The organism is Lentzea sp. NPDC042327, from assembly GCF_040647275.1.
In the GTDB taxonomy this organism is placed as follows: Bacteria; Actinomycetota; Actinomycetes; order Mycobacteriales; family Pseudonocardiaceae; genus Lentzea.
Genome location: NZ_JBEZBX010000005.1, coordinates 490,852 through 508,121, shown reverse-complemented (window position 1 = coordinate 508,121; position 17,270 = coordinate 490,852). Strand labels below are relative to the sequence as shown.

Sequence of the window (17,270 nt, the reverse complement as noted above, 5' to 3'; positions counted from 1 at the left end):
GCCTCACGGCCGCGTGACCCGGTCCTGGATGCGCTGCACCTGGACGTGCACCTCGTCGGCCACCTCGCGCCGCACCCAGCGCTGCCGGCGGAACGCCGCCTCGACCGTGGCCCAGGCCATCGCCGCGACGAGGCCGAATGCGACCGCAGGGACCCAGAGCCGCATCGCCGGCAGTGCCGCCGACGTCAGCAGCCCGACCGATGCCGCAGCCCACGCCGTGTAGGCGACCAGGTAGCCCGTCGGGTCGGAGGTCAGCCACCGCCACCGGCCGCGGCTCGCGTCCCGTGCGAGCACGTCGGCGGCGTTCTCCAGGTGCACGAGGTGCCAGCGGACCCGTTCCGCGTCGGCGGTGGCGTGCTTGCGCCGCAGGCGTTCGAGCTCGCGGCGCACCGGAGCCGGCTTCACCGGGTGCCGCAGCCGCACCGGCCAGTGGTCCTCGCGGAACTTCTCGGTCTGGTAGTTGCCCAGCACGAGGAACACCAGGTACAGCACGCCGACACCGGCGCCGACGACCAGGAACGGGCGCAGCTGCGGGTCGACCGGCGAGCTGAACACGAACGCCACGACCACCGATTCGAGCAGGATGAGCAGCGGCGCACCGACGGCCAGGTGGTAGCGGGTCGGGTCGACGTACTGCGAGAGCCGCTCGGCCGTGTTGAGCGGCTTGCGCGCCAGCGAGACCACCGACACCGCGAACAGCACCGCCGCCAGCACCACTACCCCGAACACGGAAAGGTAGACGGCCGCTTCCTGCCAGTCGCCCGGCACCAGCACGACCGGCGCGGCGAACGCGACGGCGCCGGCCACCCCGGCGACCGGTCCTGCCCACGGCTTCGGCGGCGTCTGCGCGATGGCGGCCCGCCGCCGGGGTTCCGCGGCGATCTTGTCGACGAGGAGGTCGTGACCGGGGTCGTCGTCGGCCCGGTGGGCCTGGAAGTTGGCCAGCTCCCTGATCGTGCGCGGCAGTTCCTGCGCCCGCGGCATCCTCGCGCCGCCGAAGAGCACCGGGATGATCGTCTTGCCGGCGTCGAGGGCCCACCGGATCTCGTTGTGCACCCAGTCCGTGCCGTCGGTCCGCAGCTCCCGCGCCCAGCCGTCGTGCACGACGACGACCACCACGTCGGACCGGTCGAGGTGGCGGCGCAGCTGGTTCGGGTAGCGCCGGCCGTGACCGATCGAGGCGGAGTCGAGGAAGACGGTGCCGGCGCCGAACCGTTCGGCGAGCCGCTCGTACAGCCCGCGGACGAACGCGAGGCGCTCGTCGTGGCGCCGGTAGTTCAGGAAGATGCCTCCCATGGCGTGCGACCGTAGCGGTACGGACACCGTGCGCGACAAGAGTTCGAGCGGATTGGACCGACGGGCCCCGGGAAGCAGGTGAGTCGGCGCGATGAGCGGCGGCATCTTCGTCAGCTACCGCAAGATGCACGACGGCGAACGGCGTGTGCACGCCCAGACCATCGAGGCGATCGTCGAACGCCTCCAGCACCACTTCGGTGAGGAGAAGGTGCTCGTCGACGTGGAGCTGGAGCCGGGCGTCCACTACCCGTCCCGGCTCCGCGACTGGCTGCGGGGCTGCGAGGTCGTGCTGGTGGTGATCCACCGCGAGTGGCTGGACGACCTCCGTGCGCGTCGCGGTGAGAAGTGGGACTGGGCGCGCTGGGAGGTCGAGACCGCGCTCGCCATGGGCCTGCACCTCGTCCCGGTGCTGCTCGACAACGCCCGGCTGCCCGGCAAGGAGCAGCTGCTCGCCGAGGACTTCCCCGGCCTGGCCGAGCTCGGCACCCGGCAGTACTGGCGGATCGGCTTCGGCAGCTGGAAGAAGGAGCTGGCGGAGCTGCTGCGAGCGCTGGAGGTGCGGGTCGCCACCAAGCCCCTGCCGGCGGCGGAACGACCGGAGCCTGTGCGCCGCAAGCACTTCCGGGCGGAGATGGGCGCGGCCGTGGCGACCGGCTTGGCGGCGCCGTGGGTGCTGGCGCACTCGCCGGCGGGGCAGGGGCAGCCGGAGGAGTTCCTGGTGGCGCTGTCGATCGCGATGACCGTGGTGCTGGTCGTGTGGCTTGTGGTGGTCGCGGCCTGCTACGCGCTCCGGCGCCTGTACGACCGGTACGACGTGCTGTTCGCCGAGGCCGGGCCGAACTCGAAGATCACCAACGGCCTGCTCGTCGCGGGCATCGGTCTCCTCCTGCTCCTCCTCGGCGCGGTGCTGTCGTACCGGGCGGTCGTGGCGGTGATGCTGGTGGTCGCCGCGTACGCCTTCGCGAGAGGCCACCGGTGGGTGGAGGAACGCCGCCGTGAGCTGTGGCCGTACCCGCACCTCGAACCGAGGTCCGAGCCCGTCCGCGGTGTGCTCGCGCACGCCGGCCGGTTCGTGGCCGAACGCGACCTGCTCACCAGGGCCGAGCGGGACCAGGTCGAGTTCGTGCTCGGGCAGGTCGAGTGGGCGCGGCGGCGGATGGACGACTTCGCCCGGCTGGGCAGGTGGGCGTGGTTGCGGCAGGCGGGGAGCCTGCTGCCGGCGGCGTACGTGCTCGTCCTCGCCGCGGTGGCCGGCTCCGCGGTGCTCGCGATCGCCGAGGGCGCCGTTCCGTCCTACGGGGCGTTCCTCGCCGGCTCCGTCGTCGTGGCGCTGCTGTGCTGTTCCGTCACCTTCGAGCTCGCGTTCCGGTTGCAGCGGTGGCAGCGCCGGACCGTCGTGGCGGACCTGCCCGCTCACGTCGACCGGGTGCGCGCGCGGCTTGCCGAGATCAGCGTTCCGCCCACCCGACAGGAGCACGCCGGATGAAGATCGTCATCGCCCTGCTCGTCCTCGTGCTCGCCGGGTGCGGGAACACGCCACCGCCGGGCCCGGCCGCGCAGAGCACGCCCACCGTTGCCGAGGAGAAGGTGCCGAAGGTCGTGGAGCTGCGGCTCGCCGAGGCGCGCGAGGTGCTGAAGGCACGGGGATACCGGGTGGTCGAGGAGGACGAGACCGGGCAGCGGCGGCCAGTCCTCGAACCGCGGAACTGGGTCGTCACCTCCCAGCTGCCGGAGGCCGGCGCCGACGCACCGGGCGGGACGGAGGTGGTGCTGGAGGTCCGCAAGCCCACGGACGCGTCGACGAGCTTGCCGCCGCCCGCGAAGGGGACCGTGCCGGACGTCGTGTGCCTCGACCTGCAGAAGGCGCAGGACACGTTGCAGGCGGCCGGGTTCTTCGTGTTGTCGTCGGAGGACGCGACCGGGCAGGGGCGGCGGCAGGTGGCCGACCGGAACTGGGTCGTGGTCAGCCAGTCCGCGGCCGCGGGCAGCACGCCCGAGGCCACCGTGAAGATCACGCTCGGGGCGGTGAAGGTCGGCGAGCCGACCGGGGGGTCCGGCTGTCCGAGCTGACGACGCCAACCGGCACCGGCCTCCCGCGTCCTACGACGGGGAGGCCGTTCTCGTCGCGCCGGAGCATCAACGGGTTCGACAGTACTGTGCGATGCGTAGTACTGTTCACCACGCAACAGTGCGTCGGAGGGGCCATGGACACCAGTCAGCTGCTCAAGGGGGTGCTGGACCTGGCCGTGCTTGCGGTTCTGCGCAAGGACGACGGGTACGGCTACGACGTGGTGCGCAGACTGCGCGCCGGGGGGTTGAACGACGTGGGGGACGCGTCGGTGTACGGGACGCTGCGGCGGCTCTACAACGCCGGGATGCTGACGTCGTACGTGGTGCCCAGCGAAGAGGGCCCGCACCGCAAGTACTACAGCATCAACGAGCCCGGCCGGGTGCGCCTGGCCGAGTCGAGGGACACGTGGCGGTCGTTCGCCAGCACGCTGGACGGCCTGCTCGGGGAGGTCGCATGAACACGCAGGCACTGGGTGTCGAGCACTACGTGGCCGGGATGCGGGCCGCGCTCGACGACCTGCCGCCGCACGAGGTCGCCGAGATCATGGAGGACGTCGAGGCGCACCTCGCGGAGCTGTCGACCGAGCTGGGCGAGGACGAGACGATCGAGCGGCGGCTCGGGCCGCCCGAGCAGTACGCGCGGGAGCTGCGGCAGGCCGCCGGGTACCCGCCGCGGACCGAGCGGGTGCCGGTCACGGTCAAGCAGGCGCTGCTGACGCGGCCGCGTGCGGCGGCGTGGGGGTTGGCGGCGGCCACCGGGATCACGCTGCTCGCGGGGGCCGCGGCGTTGCGGGAGCCGGCGATCCTGCTGCTGCCGGCGGTGATCCTGGTGCTCAGCCTCGCGCTGGTGCAGGACCGCGGTCCGCAGCAGGCCGAGGTGATGAACCTGCGCGAGACGGTCAAGCTCAAGGAGTGGCTGACGCCGCAGGAGGGCACGCCGGCCGAACGCGCGCTGACCTACCTGCGGTCGCTGCAGCCCGCGTGGTGGCTGGTGCGGGCCGGGCTGCTCGGGCTCGGTGCCGTGCTGCTCGCCGGTCGTGACCTGCTCGGGTTCCTCGCGCTGGCCGCGGTCGCCGTCGTGTCGGTGTTCGCGGCGCCGCGGGCCAAGACCGACCGCCGGTGGCTGTGGTTCACCCTGCCGGTCAGCGCGCTGGCGGTGGGCGTGCTGTTCTCGGTCATCGACGTGGCGGCCGACCAGCTGCGGTTCGGCGGCCCGGCGCGGCAGTCGTACTCGGCCCCGGTCGTGCGCGAGTACGAGAACATCTACGTCCGCGACGAGAACGGCAAGCTGCTCACCAACGTGCTGCTGTACGACCAGGACGGCCAGCCGATCAACGCGTCCGACCGGTACTACGGCTGCCAGAACCGCGGTGAGGAACCGATGATTCCGGCGAACCAGTACCCGCGGCCGAAGATCGACTACGAAAACGGTGTCTGTTACACCGTGACACCGAGTGCGGACACTCCGTCATCGGCGCCGAGTTCGGTGAGTTCGAGTGCGCCACCGCCTTCCAGTGGCGCACCGTCGAGCTCGGTGACACCCACTTCTGTGCCACCTAGCAAGTAATGCCGGGAGCGGGACCCGTCGGGGGGTCCCGCTCCTACTTGTTTTCCTGCGGGTCGGCCAGGTGGCGCAATACGGGCATGGCGGACCGCAGGTGTTCGCGGTCTTCCGGCGAAAGTTCCGACATTCTTTCACTCAATAGTTCTGCTTCGCCGTGAGCGAGCGACAGGATCGTCTCGCGGCCGACTTCGGTGAGCACCACAATCGTGGCCCTTCCGTCGGCCGCGTCGGGCTCCCTGCGGACCAGTCCGGTGGACTCCAGGCTGGTCACGACCGTTGTCGCGGTCGGCTGCGAACACAGCGCGCGCACCGCGATCTCGCCGATCCGCATCGGGCCGTGGGCGCTCAGTTCTGACAGCACCAACAACTGGGTGGGTTGCAGACGACGGGCCGGAGCGGCCTGTCGAAGACTTCGCACCAGCCGGTGCACGGCCACCACGAGTTGAAGTGCCTCGTGGTTGGTGACGGTGGTGGGCATCGTTTCTCCGCGCGCATGTGATTGTCCGAATTCGGACACGAACCCTGGCACTTTCCCTCATTCACGCTCCGCGCGCTATCCGCCAATTGCCGATAACCCATTCGGCCGTTGTGGTGACCGGAGGTGTCACAGCGCGCGTCCAGCACGCTTGAATGTGCTGGTAAACGGCGTAAAAAGCGCACTGCGGTTCCCGCGAACGGGTGGCGTGCGGCACCGTGGTTCCGATCGGTCAGAACGTGTGACAAAGATCCGCGAAGGAGCGCCGGTGTGCCCGGGTGGCGTAGCGCGTGCCTCCGAACGGCCGGTGGGGGTGCGGGGGCAGACTGACGAGGTGAGTGCGAAACCCAGGCGTGGCGAGCTCCGCATCTACCTCGGTGCCGCTCCGGGCGTCGGCAAGACGTTCGCGGTGCTCGGCGAGGCGCACCGCCGCCGGGAACGCGGCACGGACGTGGTCGTCGGCCTCGTCGAGACGCACGGCCGCGCGAAGACCGCGGACCTTCTCAGCGGACTGGAAATCGTGCCGCGGCGGCGGAGCACGCACCGCGGTGTCGAACTCACCGAGATGGACGTGGACGCGGTGCTCGCCCGCGCGCCCGAGGTCGCCGTCGTCGACGAGCTCGCGCACACCAACGCACCCGGCTCGCGTAATGCAAAAAGGTGGCAAGACGTCGAAGAACTGCTGGACGCCGGCATTGACGTCCTCTCGACCGTCAACGTGCAGCACCTGGAATCGCTGAACGACGTCGTCCAGCGCATAACCGGCGTGCCGCAACAGGAAACCGTCCCGGACGAGGTCGTGCGCAAAGCCGAGCAGACCCAGCTGGTCGACCTCACACCGGAAGCCTTGCGGCGCCGGCTCGCCCACGGCGACGTGTACGCGGCCACGAAGATCGACGCCGCGCTCGGCAACTACTTCCGCGTCGGCAACCTCACGGCGTTGCGGGAGCTCGCACTGCTGTGGGTCGCGGACCAGGTCGATGTCGCGTTGCTGCGTTATCGCACCGAACAGCAGATAACGGACACATGGGAAACGCGCGAACGAGTCGTCGTCGCCATCACCGGCGGCACGGAGAGCGAAACGCTCATCCGTCGCGCGCGCCGCATCGCAGCGCGCGCGGGAGCGGACCTTCTCGTCGTGCACGTCCTGCGCGGTGACGGTCTCGCGGGTGCCGATCCGCACTCGTTGCAGAGGTACCGCACGCTCACGGAGGACGTCGGGGCCACGTTCCACACCGTCGTGGGCGATGACGTGCCCACGGCGCTGCTGGAGTTCTCGCGCGGGGTGAACGCCACTCAGCTGGTGGTCGGCACCTCGCGCCGGTCGCGGCTCGCACGCGTGTTCTCCGCGGGCATCGGTTCGACGGTCGTGCGGGAGTCCGGTGCGATCGACGTCCACATGGTCACGCACGCGGCGACCGGCTCCGGCTGGCGGGCCCGGTTCGCCGCCAGTCCGCTGCGGCCGGGACGGCTCGCGCTGGGCTGGGTCCTGGCCGTCGCCGGACCCGCTGCGGTCACGGCGGCGGGCGCGACCCTGCGCGAGGGCCTGAACTTCTCCACGACCGTCATCGGCTACCTGCTGGTGACGATGGTGGTCGCGACCGCAGGCGGCCTCGGACCGGCGCTCGCGACGGCCCTGCTGAGCGCGCTGCTGCTGAACTTCTTCTTCACCGAGCCGCTCTACACGTTCACCATCGACGCGCAGCAGAACGTGCTCACGTTCATCGCGATGATCATCGTGGGCGTGTCGACCGCGCTCGTGGTGGACTACGCCGCCCGACGCGCCACCCAGGCCGCACGCGCTCGCACCGAAGCAACCCTCCTCGCCTCGTACGCGCGCACCGTGCTGACGAACCCCCATCCACTCGCACGACTGCTGGAGAAGGTGCGGGAGAACTTCGGCCTGACGTCGGTCGCGCTGCTGGAACGGGCCGACGGCGAGTGGCGGCGCGTGGCGGCCGTGGGCGCGCATTCGCCGGACGAGCCGGACGACGCCGAGATCGACATCGCGGTGACCGCGGACGTGCACCTGGCGGCCCGCGGCCGGTCGCTGCCCGCCTCCGACCGGCGGGTGCTGGAGGCGGCGGCCGGTCAGGCCCTGCTCGCGCTGCGCCAGCAGCGGATGGCCGAGCAGGCGCTGGAGGCCCAGCGGCAGGCGTCGCGGACCGAGCTGCGCACCGCGTTGCTCTCCGCCGTCGGCCACGACCTGCGCACGCCGCTGACGTCCATCAAGGCCTCCGTCTCGGCGCTGCGCGACCCGGACCTGACGCTGTCGGACCAGGACACGGCCGAGCTGCTGGAGACCGTCGAGGAGTCGGCCGACCGGCTCACCGGCCTCGTCGACAACCTGCTCGACTCCTCCCGCCTCGCGACCGGCGCGGTCGAGCCGCAGCTGCGCGCGGTCGGCTGCGACGAGGCGGTGGCGCTGGCGCTGCGCGGCCTGAACGGCGACGTCGAGGTCGACGTCCCCGAGACGCTGCCGCTCGTGCGCGCCGACATCGGGCTGCTCGAACGGGTGATCGCGAACGTGGTCGGCAACGCGCTGCGTTACGCCGGTGCCGTGGCGGTGCGGGCCAGCGCCCACGGCGACCACGTCGAGCTGCGGGTCGTCGACCACGGCCGCGGCCTGCCCAGCGGGACGGCGGAGGCGGTCTTCGCCCCGTTCCAGCGGCTCGGCGACCGCACACCGGGTGGCGTTGGTCTCGGTCTGAGCGTGGCGAAGGGCTTCACCGAGGCCATGGCGGGCACGATCACGGTGGAGGACACGCCCGGCGGCGGCCTCACCGTGGTGATCGCGCTGCCGGCCGAGGAGGGGACCCCGTGACGAAGGTGCTGGTCGTCGACGACGAGCCGCAGATCGTGCGCGCGTTGCGGATCAACCTGTCCGCCCGCGGCTACGAGGTGCTCACCGCACCCGACGGCGCGACGGCGCTGCGGCTCGCCGCCGACGGCCGGCCCGACGTCGTCGTCCTGGACCTGGGCCTGCCGGACATGGACGGCACCGACGTCATCGCCGGCCTGCGCGGCTGGACGACGTTGCCGATCATCGTGCTGTCCGCGCGCACGGACTCGCACGACAAGGTCGACGCGCTGGACGCCGGCGCCGACGACTACGTGACGAAACCGTTCGGCATGGACGAGCTGCTCGCCCGGTTGCGCGCCGCCGTCCGCCGCTCCGCCGTGACCGGCCCTGAGGACGAGCCGGTCGTGCACACGGCCTCGTTCACCGTCGACCTCGCGGCCAAGCGGGTGCTGAGGGACGGCGCGGAGGTGCACCTCACGCCCACCGAGTGGGGACTGCTGGAGGTGCTGGCGCGCAACGCGGGCAAGCTGGTCGCCCAGAAGCAGCTGCTGCGGGACGTCTGGGGCCCCGCGTACGAGAAGGAGACGCACTACCTGCGGGTGTACCTGGCGCAGCTGCGGCGGAAGCTGGAGCCCGAACCGGCCCGGCCGCGGCACCTGCTGACCGAACCGGGCATGGGCTACCGGTTCGAGCCCTGAGGGCGCCTACGGCTGGGGCGGGACCGGCGAGGTGCCGACGGTCGACGACGGCGTGGTCGGCGCCGTGCTCGACGTGGACGACCCGGTGGACGGGGTGGACGTGGCCGGCTCGGTCCACGACGTCGGCGGGTTGCTGTGCGTCTCGGTCGGCACCGCGGGGTTCGTCGTCACCTGCGGCTGCGCGGCCGGCTCCTGCGGCCGGGGCTGCTCGTCGGGACGCGCGGCCTGCCTGCGGTCCGAGCCGGCCTTGCCCGCCCCCTTGACCGACGACGACACGGTGACGACGACGGTGCTGGTGCTGCCGTCCGGGGCCACCGAGGTGAGCGTCTGCACGACGTCCGCGGTCGCGCGTTCCGGGGCGGCCTCCTGGCCGGAGCCGGCGAGCATGGCCGCGACGGTGGCGAACAGCGTGGCCACGACGACGCCACCGGCGGCCAGCACGACGGCCGTGCCGACGCGCTTCTTCTGCGGTGCGGCCGGCGAGCCGGGTGACTGCGGATGATCTACCTCGAACACACCCATCTCCTCGTGGGAAACCCGGTTGGATGGCTTTGCGTTCGAGTTATCGGCGGAAACGCACCAAGACCTCAGCAGGGCCACACCTTCGTGTAACCCTGTGTCACGTCGTGGGGACGGGCGTAACCCTACGGCGCCGTGGTCGTTGTGGCCGGCGCCGTCGTGGTGGTGGTCGTCGTGATCGCGGTGGTCGTCGTCACGACAGTCGTGGTGGTCGTCGGGTTCGTCGTCACCGGCGGCGGTTCCTCGGTCGTCACCGTCGTCGTGGTGCCGTCCGGGCGGGTGATCGTGGTGACCCGCGTGGGCCGCTTCGTCGTGGTCGTGGTGGCCGACGTGGTCGTCTCCGCCGTCGTCGAGGTCACCTCCGCGACCGACGAGGTGGTGGGCACCGTGGTGGAGGTGGTGCTCAGCGCGTCGCGCACGGCCTCCTTGCGCGGCGGCTGCTGGACGGGCGCCTCCGCGGCCGAGTCCGAGCCCGCGGCCAGCGAGGCGACCGCGGCGAAGACGGTGGCCAGCACCACGCCGGAGGCGGCGAGGATGATCTGGGGCGCACCGCGAAAGCGTGAACGCGCGTCGGGTTCCGGGCTCTCGTACACGAAGTTTCCCCTGCTCGAACCGTCAGTAGCCGTCTGTGGAGCCGTCAGAAGCCGAAGTTCTGCGTCCAGTAGAAACCGCGGGTGTCCAGGCCGACGCCCATGGTCGTGAACTTGCAGTTCTCGATGTTCGCCTTGTGGCCGGAGGAGTTCATCCAGCCCTGCATGACCTGCTCGGCGGTGCGGTAGCCCTGCGCGATGTTCTCGCCGCCGGGCTTCGGGTACCCGGCCGCCTTCATGCGCTCGGCGAAGTCCACGCCCTCGGGGGTGTCGTGGCTGAAGTACTTGCGGCTCGCCATGTCGGTGCTGTGCGCCTGGGCCGCGGTGGTGACGCGGTCGTCGATCACGAGCGCCTTGCAGCCCTTCGCGGCGCGGGCGTCGTTCACGAGGGCGAGCACGGCCTGCTCCGGCGTCTTGTCACCGGTGGGCGGCTTCGGCGGGTCCGGCGGCTTGGGCGCCTCGGACTGGGTCGTCGTCGTGGTGGTGGGAGCCGCCGACGAGGAGGTCGAGGAGGGCGTCGCCGTCGTCGTGGACGTGGTGGGAGCGGAGGAGGACGACGACGGGGTGGCGGTGCCCTGGACGGGGGTGCCGCCCGCGGTCTGCCTGCCGGGTGCGGCGGCGCTGCCCGATCCGAACTGGTTCGCCGCGTCGGTGCTCTCCTGCCGCGCGGCGGAGGTGACACCGATGCCGAGGGGAGAGGTGCCGCTGACGGCGAGGCCGCCGACGCCGGTCGCACCGATCAGCAGGCCGAGTAAGAGGCTGCGGGCACTCACGGCTGGGGACCGTACCACTAATGGGTGATAAGCCCAGGGTGCGTCTTCGGTCACCTCGGGTCACTGCGCGACCATTCGGAGGTGGACGTACGACTGAACGCGTGGGTGCGCGGACGAGTGCAAGGCGTGGGTTTCCGCTGGTGGACGCGGGCCCGAGCACTGGAGCTCGGCCTGGTGGGGAGTGCTTCGAACCGGGAGGACGGCCGGGTCGAGGTGGTCGCGGAGGGATCACGGGACAAGTGTGAACAACTCCTGAAGGCTCTCCGTTCGGGTGAAACTCCCGGCCATGTCGAATCGGTGGGTGAGCAGTGGTCCGGCGCCCGCGGCGGCCTGAACGGCTTCGTCGAACGCTGAACCTTCCGGCGACCGGTGGCGTAGAGGAGACCGTGGACTCCGGCGAAGACGTCCTCAACCAGCTGTACGAACGCTGGCGAGGCCCGTTGCTGCACTACGTGCTGCGACTGGTCGACGGCGACTACCAACAGGCAGAGGACGTGGTGCAGGAGACGTTGCTCAGGGCGTGGCGCCACCACGACGAGCTGGAACCCGACGACGCGGCACCGTGGCTCTACACGGTCGCGAAGAACCTGGTCATCTCCGGCTACCGGCGCCGCGGCGCACGCGCGACCGAGGTGCCGCTCGAACCGGTGGACCTGCCACCGGTCAGCGACCAGGTCGAGCACGTGCTGCAGGCGTGGCAGATCGCCTCGGCGCTGCGGGCCCTCACACCGGAGCACCGCGCCGTCGTCATCGAGCTGTACTACCGGCGCCGCACGGTCGCGGAGGCCGCCAAGACGCTCGGCGTCCCGCCGGGCACGGTCAAGTCGCGCTGCTTCTACGCGTTGCGGGCGCTGCGCGACGCCCTGGAGGAGAGAGGGGTGACCGAGGCATGAGCTGCGCGCACACCGTCGACGTCGGCGCCTACCTCTTCGGATCGCTCGACCTGAGGGAGCGCTCCGCGTTCGAACGCCACCTGCCCGGCTGCGCGGCGTGCCGGGCCGAGGTGCTGCGGTTCGCCCCGCTGCCGGGCCTGCTCGGCCGGCTGAGCCTGCGGGAGGTCGAGCACCTCGACGAGCTGCCCGCCGAGCCGCCGAAACCGGTCCGCGACCACCGTCGCCGCCGCCGTGTGCTGCTGGTGTGCGCGACCGTGCTCGTCGCACTCGCGCTCGCCGGCGGCATCCTGTTCCTGCGGCCACCGCCCGCACCGACGTGGGCGGCGATGGACGCCGGCACCGGCGTGAACGCCGAGGTCGCGATGATCCAGAAGACCTGGGGCACCGAGCTGCGGTTCAAGCTCGGCAACGTCAAACCGGGCGCGCGCTGCAAGGTCATCGTGTTCGACCGGCGCGGGCAGCGGGAGATCGGCGGCTGGTGGGGGTCCGACCACACCGCTGACGAGCGGATTCCCGGCTCGACGTCGTTCCGGGTGGACCAGATCGACCGGCTGGAGGTGTCGGACGAGAGCGGCCTGCTGGTCACCCTCCGCCCTTAGGGGCGCAGGTCGGCCCCCGCCTCCCGCAACCGGCGCAAGCGCTTGGGTACTCTGCGCGGCGTGCACCTCAAGAGCCTGACGCTGAAGGGCTTCAAGTCCTTCGCCTCGGCTACCACGCTGCGCTTCGAGCCCGGCATCACCTGTGTGGTCGGCCCCAACGGGTCCGGCAAGTCCAACGTGCTCGACGCGCTGCGCTGGGTGATGGGCACGCAGGGTGCCAAGGACCTGCGCGGCGGCAAGATGGAGGACGTCATCTTCGCGGGCACCTCCGGCCGCGCGCCGCTGGGCCGCGCCGAGGTGACGCTGACGATCGACAACTCCGACGGCGTCCTGCCGATCGAGTACACCGAGGTGTCGATCACCCGCCGGATGTTCCGCGAGGGCGCCACCGAGTACGAGATCAACGGCAGCTCCTGCCGCCTCATGGACATCCAGGAGCTGCTGTCGGACTCCGGCATCGGCCGCGAGATGCACGTGATCGTCGGTCAGGGCCAGCTCGCCGCGATCCTGGAGTCCAAGCCGGAGGAGCGGCGCGCGTTCGTCGAGGAGGCGGCCGGCGTCCTCAAGCACCGCAAGCGCAAGGAGAAGGCGCTGCGGAAGCTGGAGGCGATGCAGGCCAACCTGACCCGCCTCACCGACCTCACCGCCGAGCTGCGCCGCCAGCTCAAGCCGCTGGGCAAGCAGGCCGAGATCGCCCGCCGCGCCCAGGTCGTGCAGTCCGAGCTGCGGGACTCGAAGCTCCGCCTGCTCGCCGACGACCTCGTGACGCAGCGCGCGGCCATCGCCCAGGAGGAGCACGACGAGGCGAGGGCCCGCGAACGCCGCGCCGAGGTCGAGAAGTCGTTGCAGGCCGCCCAGTACCAGCAGAACGAGCTGGAGGAGCGGGTCGCTGCCGACACCCCGAAGCTGCAGGCCGCCCAGGACACCTGGTACCGGCTGTCCGCCCTGGAGGAACGCCTGCGCGGCACCGTCCGCCTGGCCGCCGAACGCGCCCGGCACCTGTCCGCGGACGTGGACGCGCCGTCGCGCGGTCGTGACCCGGACGACCTCGACCGCGAGGCCGAGGAGACCGCCGAGATGGAGCTGGAGCTCCAGGAGGGCGTGACCGAGGCCAGGATCGCGCTGGCGGAGGCCGTGGAGACGCGCGCCGAGCTGGAGCGCATGGTCTCCCAGGCCGAGAAGGCGCACATCGCCGCCGTGCGCGCGATCGCCGACCGCCGGGAGGGCCTCGCGCGCCTGTCCGGTCAGGTGGAGGCGTTGCGCAGCAAGACGAACGCGACCGCCGAGGAGATCGAACGCCTCTCCGGCACGCTCTCCGAGGCCGCGGAACGCGTCGAGCTCGCGTCCGTCGAGCTGGCCGAGGCGCAGGCGGTCACCGGCTTCGAGGACGAGGGTGACAACGACCTCGACGAACGGCTCCGCCAGGCCGTGCAGGCCAACGACGCGGGCCGCCAGCGCGTCGAGGAGCTGGTCAAGGCCGAGCGCACCGCCGAACGCGACATCGCGTCGTGGCGGGCCCGCGTCGACGCCCTGTCGCTCGGTCTGACGCGCAAGGACGGCGCCGGCGCGCTGCTCGCGTCGGACGTGCCTGGCCTGCTGGGGTCCGTGGCCGCGCTGCTGACCGTCGACCCCGGCTACGAGGTGGCGCTGGCCGCCGCGCTCGGCCCGATCGCCGACGCCGTGGCGGTGTCCTCCGGTGACGGCGCGCTCGCGGCGCTGAAGCTGTTGAAGGAGAAGGACGCCGGCCGCGCGGGGGTGCTGATCGGCGGTCATGGGTCCACTGTGGACGCCGCGCAGTGGGGACCGCTGCCGCACGGTGCGCGGTGGGCGGTGGACGTCGTGCACGCGCCCGAGGCGTTGCGTCCCGCACTGGCCCGCGCGCTCGACCGCCTCGCCGTGGTGGACGACCTGGACACCGCGGCCGGCTTGAACGTGCGCGCGGTGACCCGTGACGGTGACCTCTTCGGCACGGACTGGGCCGTCGGCGGCTCCGGCGGCCAGGGCCAGAGCGTGATCGAGGTGCAGGCCGCGGTCGACGAGGCCCAGGAGCAGCTGGCCACCGCGGAACGCGCGCTGCAGCACGCCTCCGCGGCGCTGGAGGGCGCCCGTGCCGAGCAGCAGGCCCGCCGCAAGGTGCTCGACGCGGTCAAGGAGGCCGTGCAGGAGGCCAAGGTCCGCCAGGCCCGCTCCGGCGAGCGGCTGAACCGGATGGCCGCCGCGGTGCGCTCGGCGCAGGCCGAGGTCGGCCGCATCACCGAGCAGCGCGCGAAGGTCGAGCGGTCGCGCGAGGAGGCCCTGCTGAAGCTGGGCGAGCTCGAAGAGCGGCTGCTGATGGCCGAAGAAGAGCAGACCATGGACGACGAGCCGGACACCGACCAGCGCGACGAGCTGGCCGCCGAGCTCGCCTCCGCGCGCCAGGCCGAGATGGACGCCCGGCTCGTGCAGCGCACCGCCGAGGAACGCGCGCGTGCGTTGCAGGGCAAGGCCGACAGCCTGCGCCGCGCCGCCCGTGCCGAACGCGAGGCCCGCGAACGCCACGCCCGCGCCACCGCCCACCGCGCCCGTGGCGCCGTGGTCGCGAAGGCCGTGGTGCGCGGCGGTGAGCAGGCGCTGGAGCGCATCGAGGTCTCCCTCGCCCGCGCCGCCCGTGAACGCGACCAGGCCCAGGAACGCCGGGCCCAGCACGAGCTGCTGCTGACCCAGGTGCGCAACCTCGTGCGCGAGATGTCCGGGGAGCTGGAGAAGCTCGTCGACGCCGTGCACCGCGACGAGGTGCTGCGCGCCGAGCAGCGCATGCGCATCGAGCAGCTGGAGACGAAGATCGCCGAGGACTTCGGCATCGGCCTCGACGACCTCGTGAACGAGTACGGCCCGGACGTGGTGGTGCCCGCCACCGCCGCCGAGCTCGCCGAGTACCAGGCGGCGAAGGAACGCGGCGAGCAGGTCTCCGAGCCGCAGCCCTCGCCCTACGACCGCGACACCCAGGCCCGCCGCGCCAAGCGCGCCGAACGCGACCTGTCGTTGCTGGGCAAGGTCAACCCGCTGGCGCTGGAGGAGTTCGCGGCGCTGGAGGAGCGCTACAAGTTCCTCTCCACGCAGCTGGAGGACATCAAGGACACCCGCCGCGACCTGCTCACCGTCGTGAAGGAGGTCGACGACAAGATCCTGGAGGTCTTCACGCTGGCCTACGAGGACGTGGCGCGCGAGTTCGAGGTCGTGTTCAAGGTGCTGTTCCCCGGCGGTGAGGGCCGGCTGGTGCTCACCGAGCCCGGTGACATGCTGACCACCGGCATCGAGCTGGAGGCCCGCCCGCCCGGCAAGAAGGTCAAGCGCCTGTCGCTGCTCTCCGGCGGCGAGAAGTCGCTGGCCGCCGTGGCGATGCTGGTGGCGATCTTCCGCGCCCGCCCCTCACCGTTCTACGTGATGGACGAGGTCGAGGCGGCGCTGGACGACACGAACCTGCACCGCCTGATCAGCCTGTTCGAGCAGCTGCGGGAACACTCGCAGCTGCTGATCATCACCCACCAGAAGCCGACCATGGAGATCGCGGACGCCCTGTACGGCGTCTCGATGCGCGGTGACGGCATCTCGCAGGTGATCTCGCAGCGGCTGCGGACGAAGGGCGAGGAACCCGAGCCCGCGAACGAGGCCTAGGACGAGAGGGGCGACCGGAGCGGGCGCCTGGGGGGCGTGAACCGGCTCCGGTCGCGGCCTTCCGGCTGCGTCAGCGCGATGGCCTCCCCCTCCGGGAGCCCCCTCGCCACCGCTCTGACGCAGCTCGCGCTCCGGGCGGGGTGTGATCCCCCAGTTCCACCGCACCACGTCCCGGCTCGCAGGACAAACTGTGCACGGCCGAGCTTGTGGAAACCTTGCATCCGCAGGTCAGAGTCGGTTCGGCGGGGTCTACTCAGGCCTGCGCGCGTCGAGCCGCGCGGCTTCCTCCGGTGTCGGCGCGGTGCCACCGAGGTGCCGCGGCACCCACCACGCACCCGGCTCGTTGGGGTAGTCGGCCTGGGCGGTGTCGAGCAGGTCCTGCATCCGCTCGCGCAGCAACTCGTCGCCGGAGTCGCCGGGGGAGGCCTCGAACGGCTCGCCGATCAGGATGGTGACGGGCACGTGCCGCTGCGTGAGGTCCTTCTTGCGCCCCTTGGTCCACAACCGCTGCGTGCCCCACAGGGCGACGGGCACGAGCGGCACACCCGCCTCGTGCGCGAGCCGGTTCGCCCCGGACTTGATGTCCTTGACGGTGAACGACTGGCTGATGGTCGCCTCGGGGAAGATCCCGACGACCTCGCCGCCGCGGAGCGCGGACAGTGCCTGCTGGTAGGAGGCCTGACCCGCGCTCCGGTCGACGGGGATGTGGTGCATGCCGCGCATGAGCGGGCCTGCGATCTTGTTGGCGAAGATCTCGTGCTTCGCCATGAACCGCGTGAGCCGCCCCGACTGGAGCGCCCCGTAACCGCCGAAGATGAAGTCGAGGTAGCTGACGTGGTTCGACGCCAGCACCGCCCCGCCCTCACGCGGCACGTGATGCGCCCCTTTGACGGTGATCCGCAGGTCGAGCACGCGGAACATGAGCTTGGCCGCGGCGATCACCGGGGGGTACACGAGATCCGACATGCCTCAGAAAGTAGCCGGAACGGCTACTCGCCGGTAGCGGTACCTTCCTTGTCCCGGATGACCCTGGGCACACCCGCGAGGTCCTCGTCGTTGCAGAGCAACTTGAGGTCGTAGTACGGGTTCCCCTTGGTGTCGTCGTAGTCCAGGTGGACCGCGATGACGTCCACGGGTTCGCCCAGCCACTCCTGCGTCTGCCGCAGCCACGCGGCGGCACGTTCGAGGGCGGTGGGCAGATCATCGTCACGGAATTCGACCGGCCGGTACGGAACACCCTGGACCTGGTCCCGGTTGTTCGTCGGCAGCGGCAGGTCGACGGCCACCCCGGATTCGTTGAGATCGAGTTGGATCGTTTCCTCACTCACCGTAGAAG

At 71.5% G+C, this 17,270-nt stretch carries 17 protein-coding genes; 10 read left to right on the top strand and 7 right to left on the bottom strand.

Annotation, left to right across the window (positions count from 1 at the left end; translation table 11 throughout):
* Positions 1–3: 3 nt before the first annotated feature.
* Positions 4–1,296: a TIR domain-containing protein gene (locus AB0A63_RS16195; RefSeq protein WP_360391111.1), complete on the bottom strand. Its 1,293-nt coding sequence runs from the start codon at positions 1,294–1,296 to the stop codon at positions 4–6.
* Between the two features lie 91 nt (positions 1,297–1,387).
* On the opposite strand from AB0A63_RS16195, the gene AB0A63_RS16190 reads away from it, so the two are divergent.
* The 4 genes from AB0A63_RS16190 to AB0A63_RS16175 all read left to right on the top strand — a co-directional run bounded on the left by AB0A63_RS16190 (position 1,388) and on the right by AB0A63_RS16175 (position 4,933).
* The gene (locus AB0A63_RS16190) at positions 1,388–2,782 is read left to right on the top strand and encodes a toll/interleukin-1 receptor domain-containing protein (protein WP_360391108.1); all 1,395 of its coding nucleotides are present in this window, start codon (positions 1,388–1,390) and stop codon (positions 2,780–2,782) included.
* On the top strand, positions 2,779–3,366 hold the full coding sequence (locus AB0A63_RS16185; protein WP_360391105.1) for a PASTA domain-containing protein: 588 nt from the start codon (positions 2,779–2,781) through the stop codon (positions 3,364–3,366). Before AB0A63_RS16190 ends, AB0A63_RS16185 begins: the two co-directional genes overlap by 4 nt.
* Before the next feature lie 134 nt (positions 3,367–3,500).
* Entirely contained in the window at positions 3,501–3,824 is a 324-nt protein-coding gene (locus AB0A63_RS16180) for a PadR family transcriptional regulator (protein ID WP_360391102.1), read from the top strand.
* Complete coding sequence (locus tag AB0A63_RS16175; protein WP_360391100.1) at positions 3,821–4,933, top strand: hypothetical protein; 1,113 nt, start codon at positions 3,821–3,823, stop codon at positions 4,931–4,933. Before AB0A63_RS16180 ends, AB0A63_RS16175 begins: the two co-directional genes overlap by 4 nt.
* A 34-nt stretch (positions 4,934–4,967) precedes the next feature.
* Here AB0A63_RS16175 and AB0A63_RS16170 read toward each other — a convergent pair whose 3' ends face one another.
* The gene (locus tag AB0A63_RS16170) at positions 4,968–5,408 is read right to left on the bottom strand and encodes a MarR family transcriptional regulator (protein ID WP_090095422.1); all 441 of its coding nucleotides are present in this window, start codon (positions 5,406–5,408) and stop codon (positions 4,968–4,970) included.
* A gap of 331 nt (positions 5,409–5,739) precedes the next feature.
* On the opposite strand from AB0A63_RS16170, the gene AB0A63_RS16165 reads away from it, so the two are divergent.
* Complete coding sequence (locus AB0A63_RS16165; RefSeq protein ID WP_360391096.1) at positions 5,740–8,229, top strand: DUF4118 domain-containing protein; 2,490 nt, start codon at positions 5,740–5,742, stop codon at positions 8,227–8,229.
* Complete coding sequence (locus tag AB0A63_RS16160; RefSeq protein WP_360391093.1) at positions 8,226–8,906, top strand: response regulator; 681 nt, start codon at positions 8,226–8,228, stop codon at positions 8,904–8,906. Before AB0A63_RS16165 ends, AB0A63_RS16160 begins: the two co-directional genes overlap by 4 nt.
* Positions 8,907–8,912: 6 nt before the next feature.
* On the opposite strand, the gene AB0A63_RS16155 is transcribed toward AB0A63_RS16160, so the two are convergent.
* From AB0A63_RS16155 to AB0A63_RS16145, 3 genes are all read right to left on the bottom strand, one after another.
* Positions 8,913–9,422 (bottom strand): hypothetical protein, encoded by a 510-nt coding sequence (locus AB0A63_RS16155; RefSeq protein WP_360391091.1) that lies wholly within the window; start codon positions 9,420–9,422, stop codon positions 8,913–8,915.
* Positions 9,423–9,550: 128 nt separating this feature from the next.
* A complete protein-coding gene (locus tag AB0A63_RS16150) occupies positions 9,551–10,018 on the bottom strand; it encodes a hypothetical protein (RefSeq protein ID WP_360391088.1) in 468 nt (155 codons plus the stop codon).
* Positions 10,019–10,062: 44 nt separating this feature from the next.
* Positions 10,063–10,788 (bottom strand): CAP domain-containing protein, encoded by a 726-nt coding sequence (locus AB0A63_RS16145; protein ID WP_360391085.1) that lies wholly within the window; start codon positions 10,786–10,788, stop codon positions 10,063–10,065.
* 63 nt (positions 10,789–10,851) lie between these two features.
* Here AB0A63_RS16145 and AB0A63_RS16140 point away from each other — a divergent pair, with 63 nt between their 5' ends.
* Genes AB0A63_RS16140 through smc form a run of 4 tightly spaced genes read left to right on the top strand, consistent with a single transcriptional unit; the run spans position 10,852 to position 15,934 of the window.
* Positions 10,852–11,142, top strand: a complete 291-nt coding sequence (locus tag AB0A63_RS16140; protein WP_360391502.1) for an acylphosphatase — start codon at positions 10,852–10,854, stop codon at positions 11,140–11,142.
* A 32-nt stretch (positions 11,143–11,174) separates the two neighbouring features.
* On the top strand, positions 11,175–11,681 hold the full coding sequence (locus tag AB0A63_RS16135) for a sigma-70 family RNA polymerase sigma factor (protein ID WP_360391082.1): 507 nt from the start codon (positions 11,175–11,177) through the stop codon (positions 11,679–11,681).
* Positions 11,678–12,280, top strand: coding sequence for a zf-HC2 domain-containing protein (locus AB0A63_RS16130; protein ID WP_360391079.1), 603 nt, complete (start codon positions 11,678–11,680; stop codon positions 12,278–12,280). The genes AB0A63_RS16135 and AB0A63_RS16130 overlap by 4 nt, the downstream gene beginning before the upstream one ends.
* A gap of 60 nt (positions 12,281–12,340) precedes the next feature.
* Entirely contained in the window at positions 12,341–15,934 is a 3,594-nt protein-coding gene (gene smc / locus AB0A63_RS16125; protein ID WP_360391076.1) for a chromosome segregation protein SMC, read from the top strand.
* Positions 15,935–16,183: 249 nt separating this feature from the next.
* Here the strand turns inward: smc and AB0A63_RS16120 are convergent, their stop codons facing one another.
* Together AB0A63_RS16120 and AB0A63_RS16115 are read right to left on the bottom strand one after the other, a co-directional pair.
* Positions 16,184–16,900, bottom strand: coding sequence for a lysophospholipid acyltransferase family protein (locus tag AB0A63_RS16120; RefSeq protein WP_360391073.1), 717 nt, complete (start codon positions 16,898–16,900; stop codon positions 16,184–16,186).
* 23 nt (positions 16,901–16,923) lie between these two features.
* Positions 16,924–17,262: a hypothetical protein gene (locus AB0A63_RS16115; RefSeq protein WP_360391070.1), complete on the bottom strand. Its 339-nt coding sequence runs from the start codon at positions 17,260–17,262 to the stop codon at positions 16,924–16,926.
* Positions 17,263–17,270 lie beyond the last annotated feature (8 nt).

Coding starts and splice junctions, on each gene's coding strand:
- AB0A63_RS16170 (WP_090095422.1), bottom strand. CDS start 5,408: ATGCCCACCACCGTCACCAACCACGAGGCACTTCAACTCGTGGTGGCC.
- AB0A63_RS16195 (WP_360391111.1), bottom strand. CDS start 1,296: ATGGGAGGCATCTTCCTGAACTACCGGCGCCACGACGAGCGCCTCGCG.
- AB0A63_RS16130 (WP_360391079.1), top strand. CDS start 11,678: ATGAGCTGCGCGCACACCGTCGACGTCGGCGCCTACCTCTTCGGATCG.
- AB0A63_RS16190 (WP_360391108.1), top strand. CDS start 1,388: ATGAGCGGCGGCATCTTCGTCAGCTACCGCAAGATGCACGACGGCGAA.
- AB0A63_RS16175 (WP_360391100.1), top strand. CDS start 3,821: ATGAACACGCAGGCACTGGGTGTCGAGCACTACGTGGCCGGGATGCGG.
- AB0A63_RS16185 (WP_360391105.1), top strand. CDS start 2,779: ATGAAGATCGTCATCGCCCTGCTCGTCCTCGTGCTCGCCGGGTGCGGG.
- AB0A63_RS16120 (WP_360391073.1), bottom strand. CDS start 16,900: ATGTCGGATCTCGTGTACCCCCCGGTGATCGCCGCGGCCAAGCTCATG.
- AB0A63_RS16180 (WP_360391102.1), top strand. CDS start 3,501: ATGGACACCAGTCAGCTGCTCAAGGGGGTGCTGGACCTGGCCGTGCTT.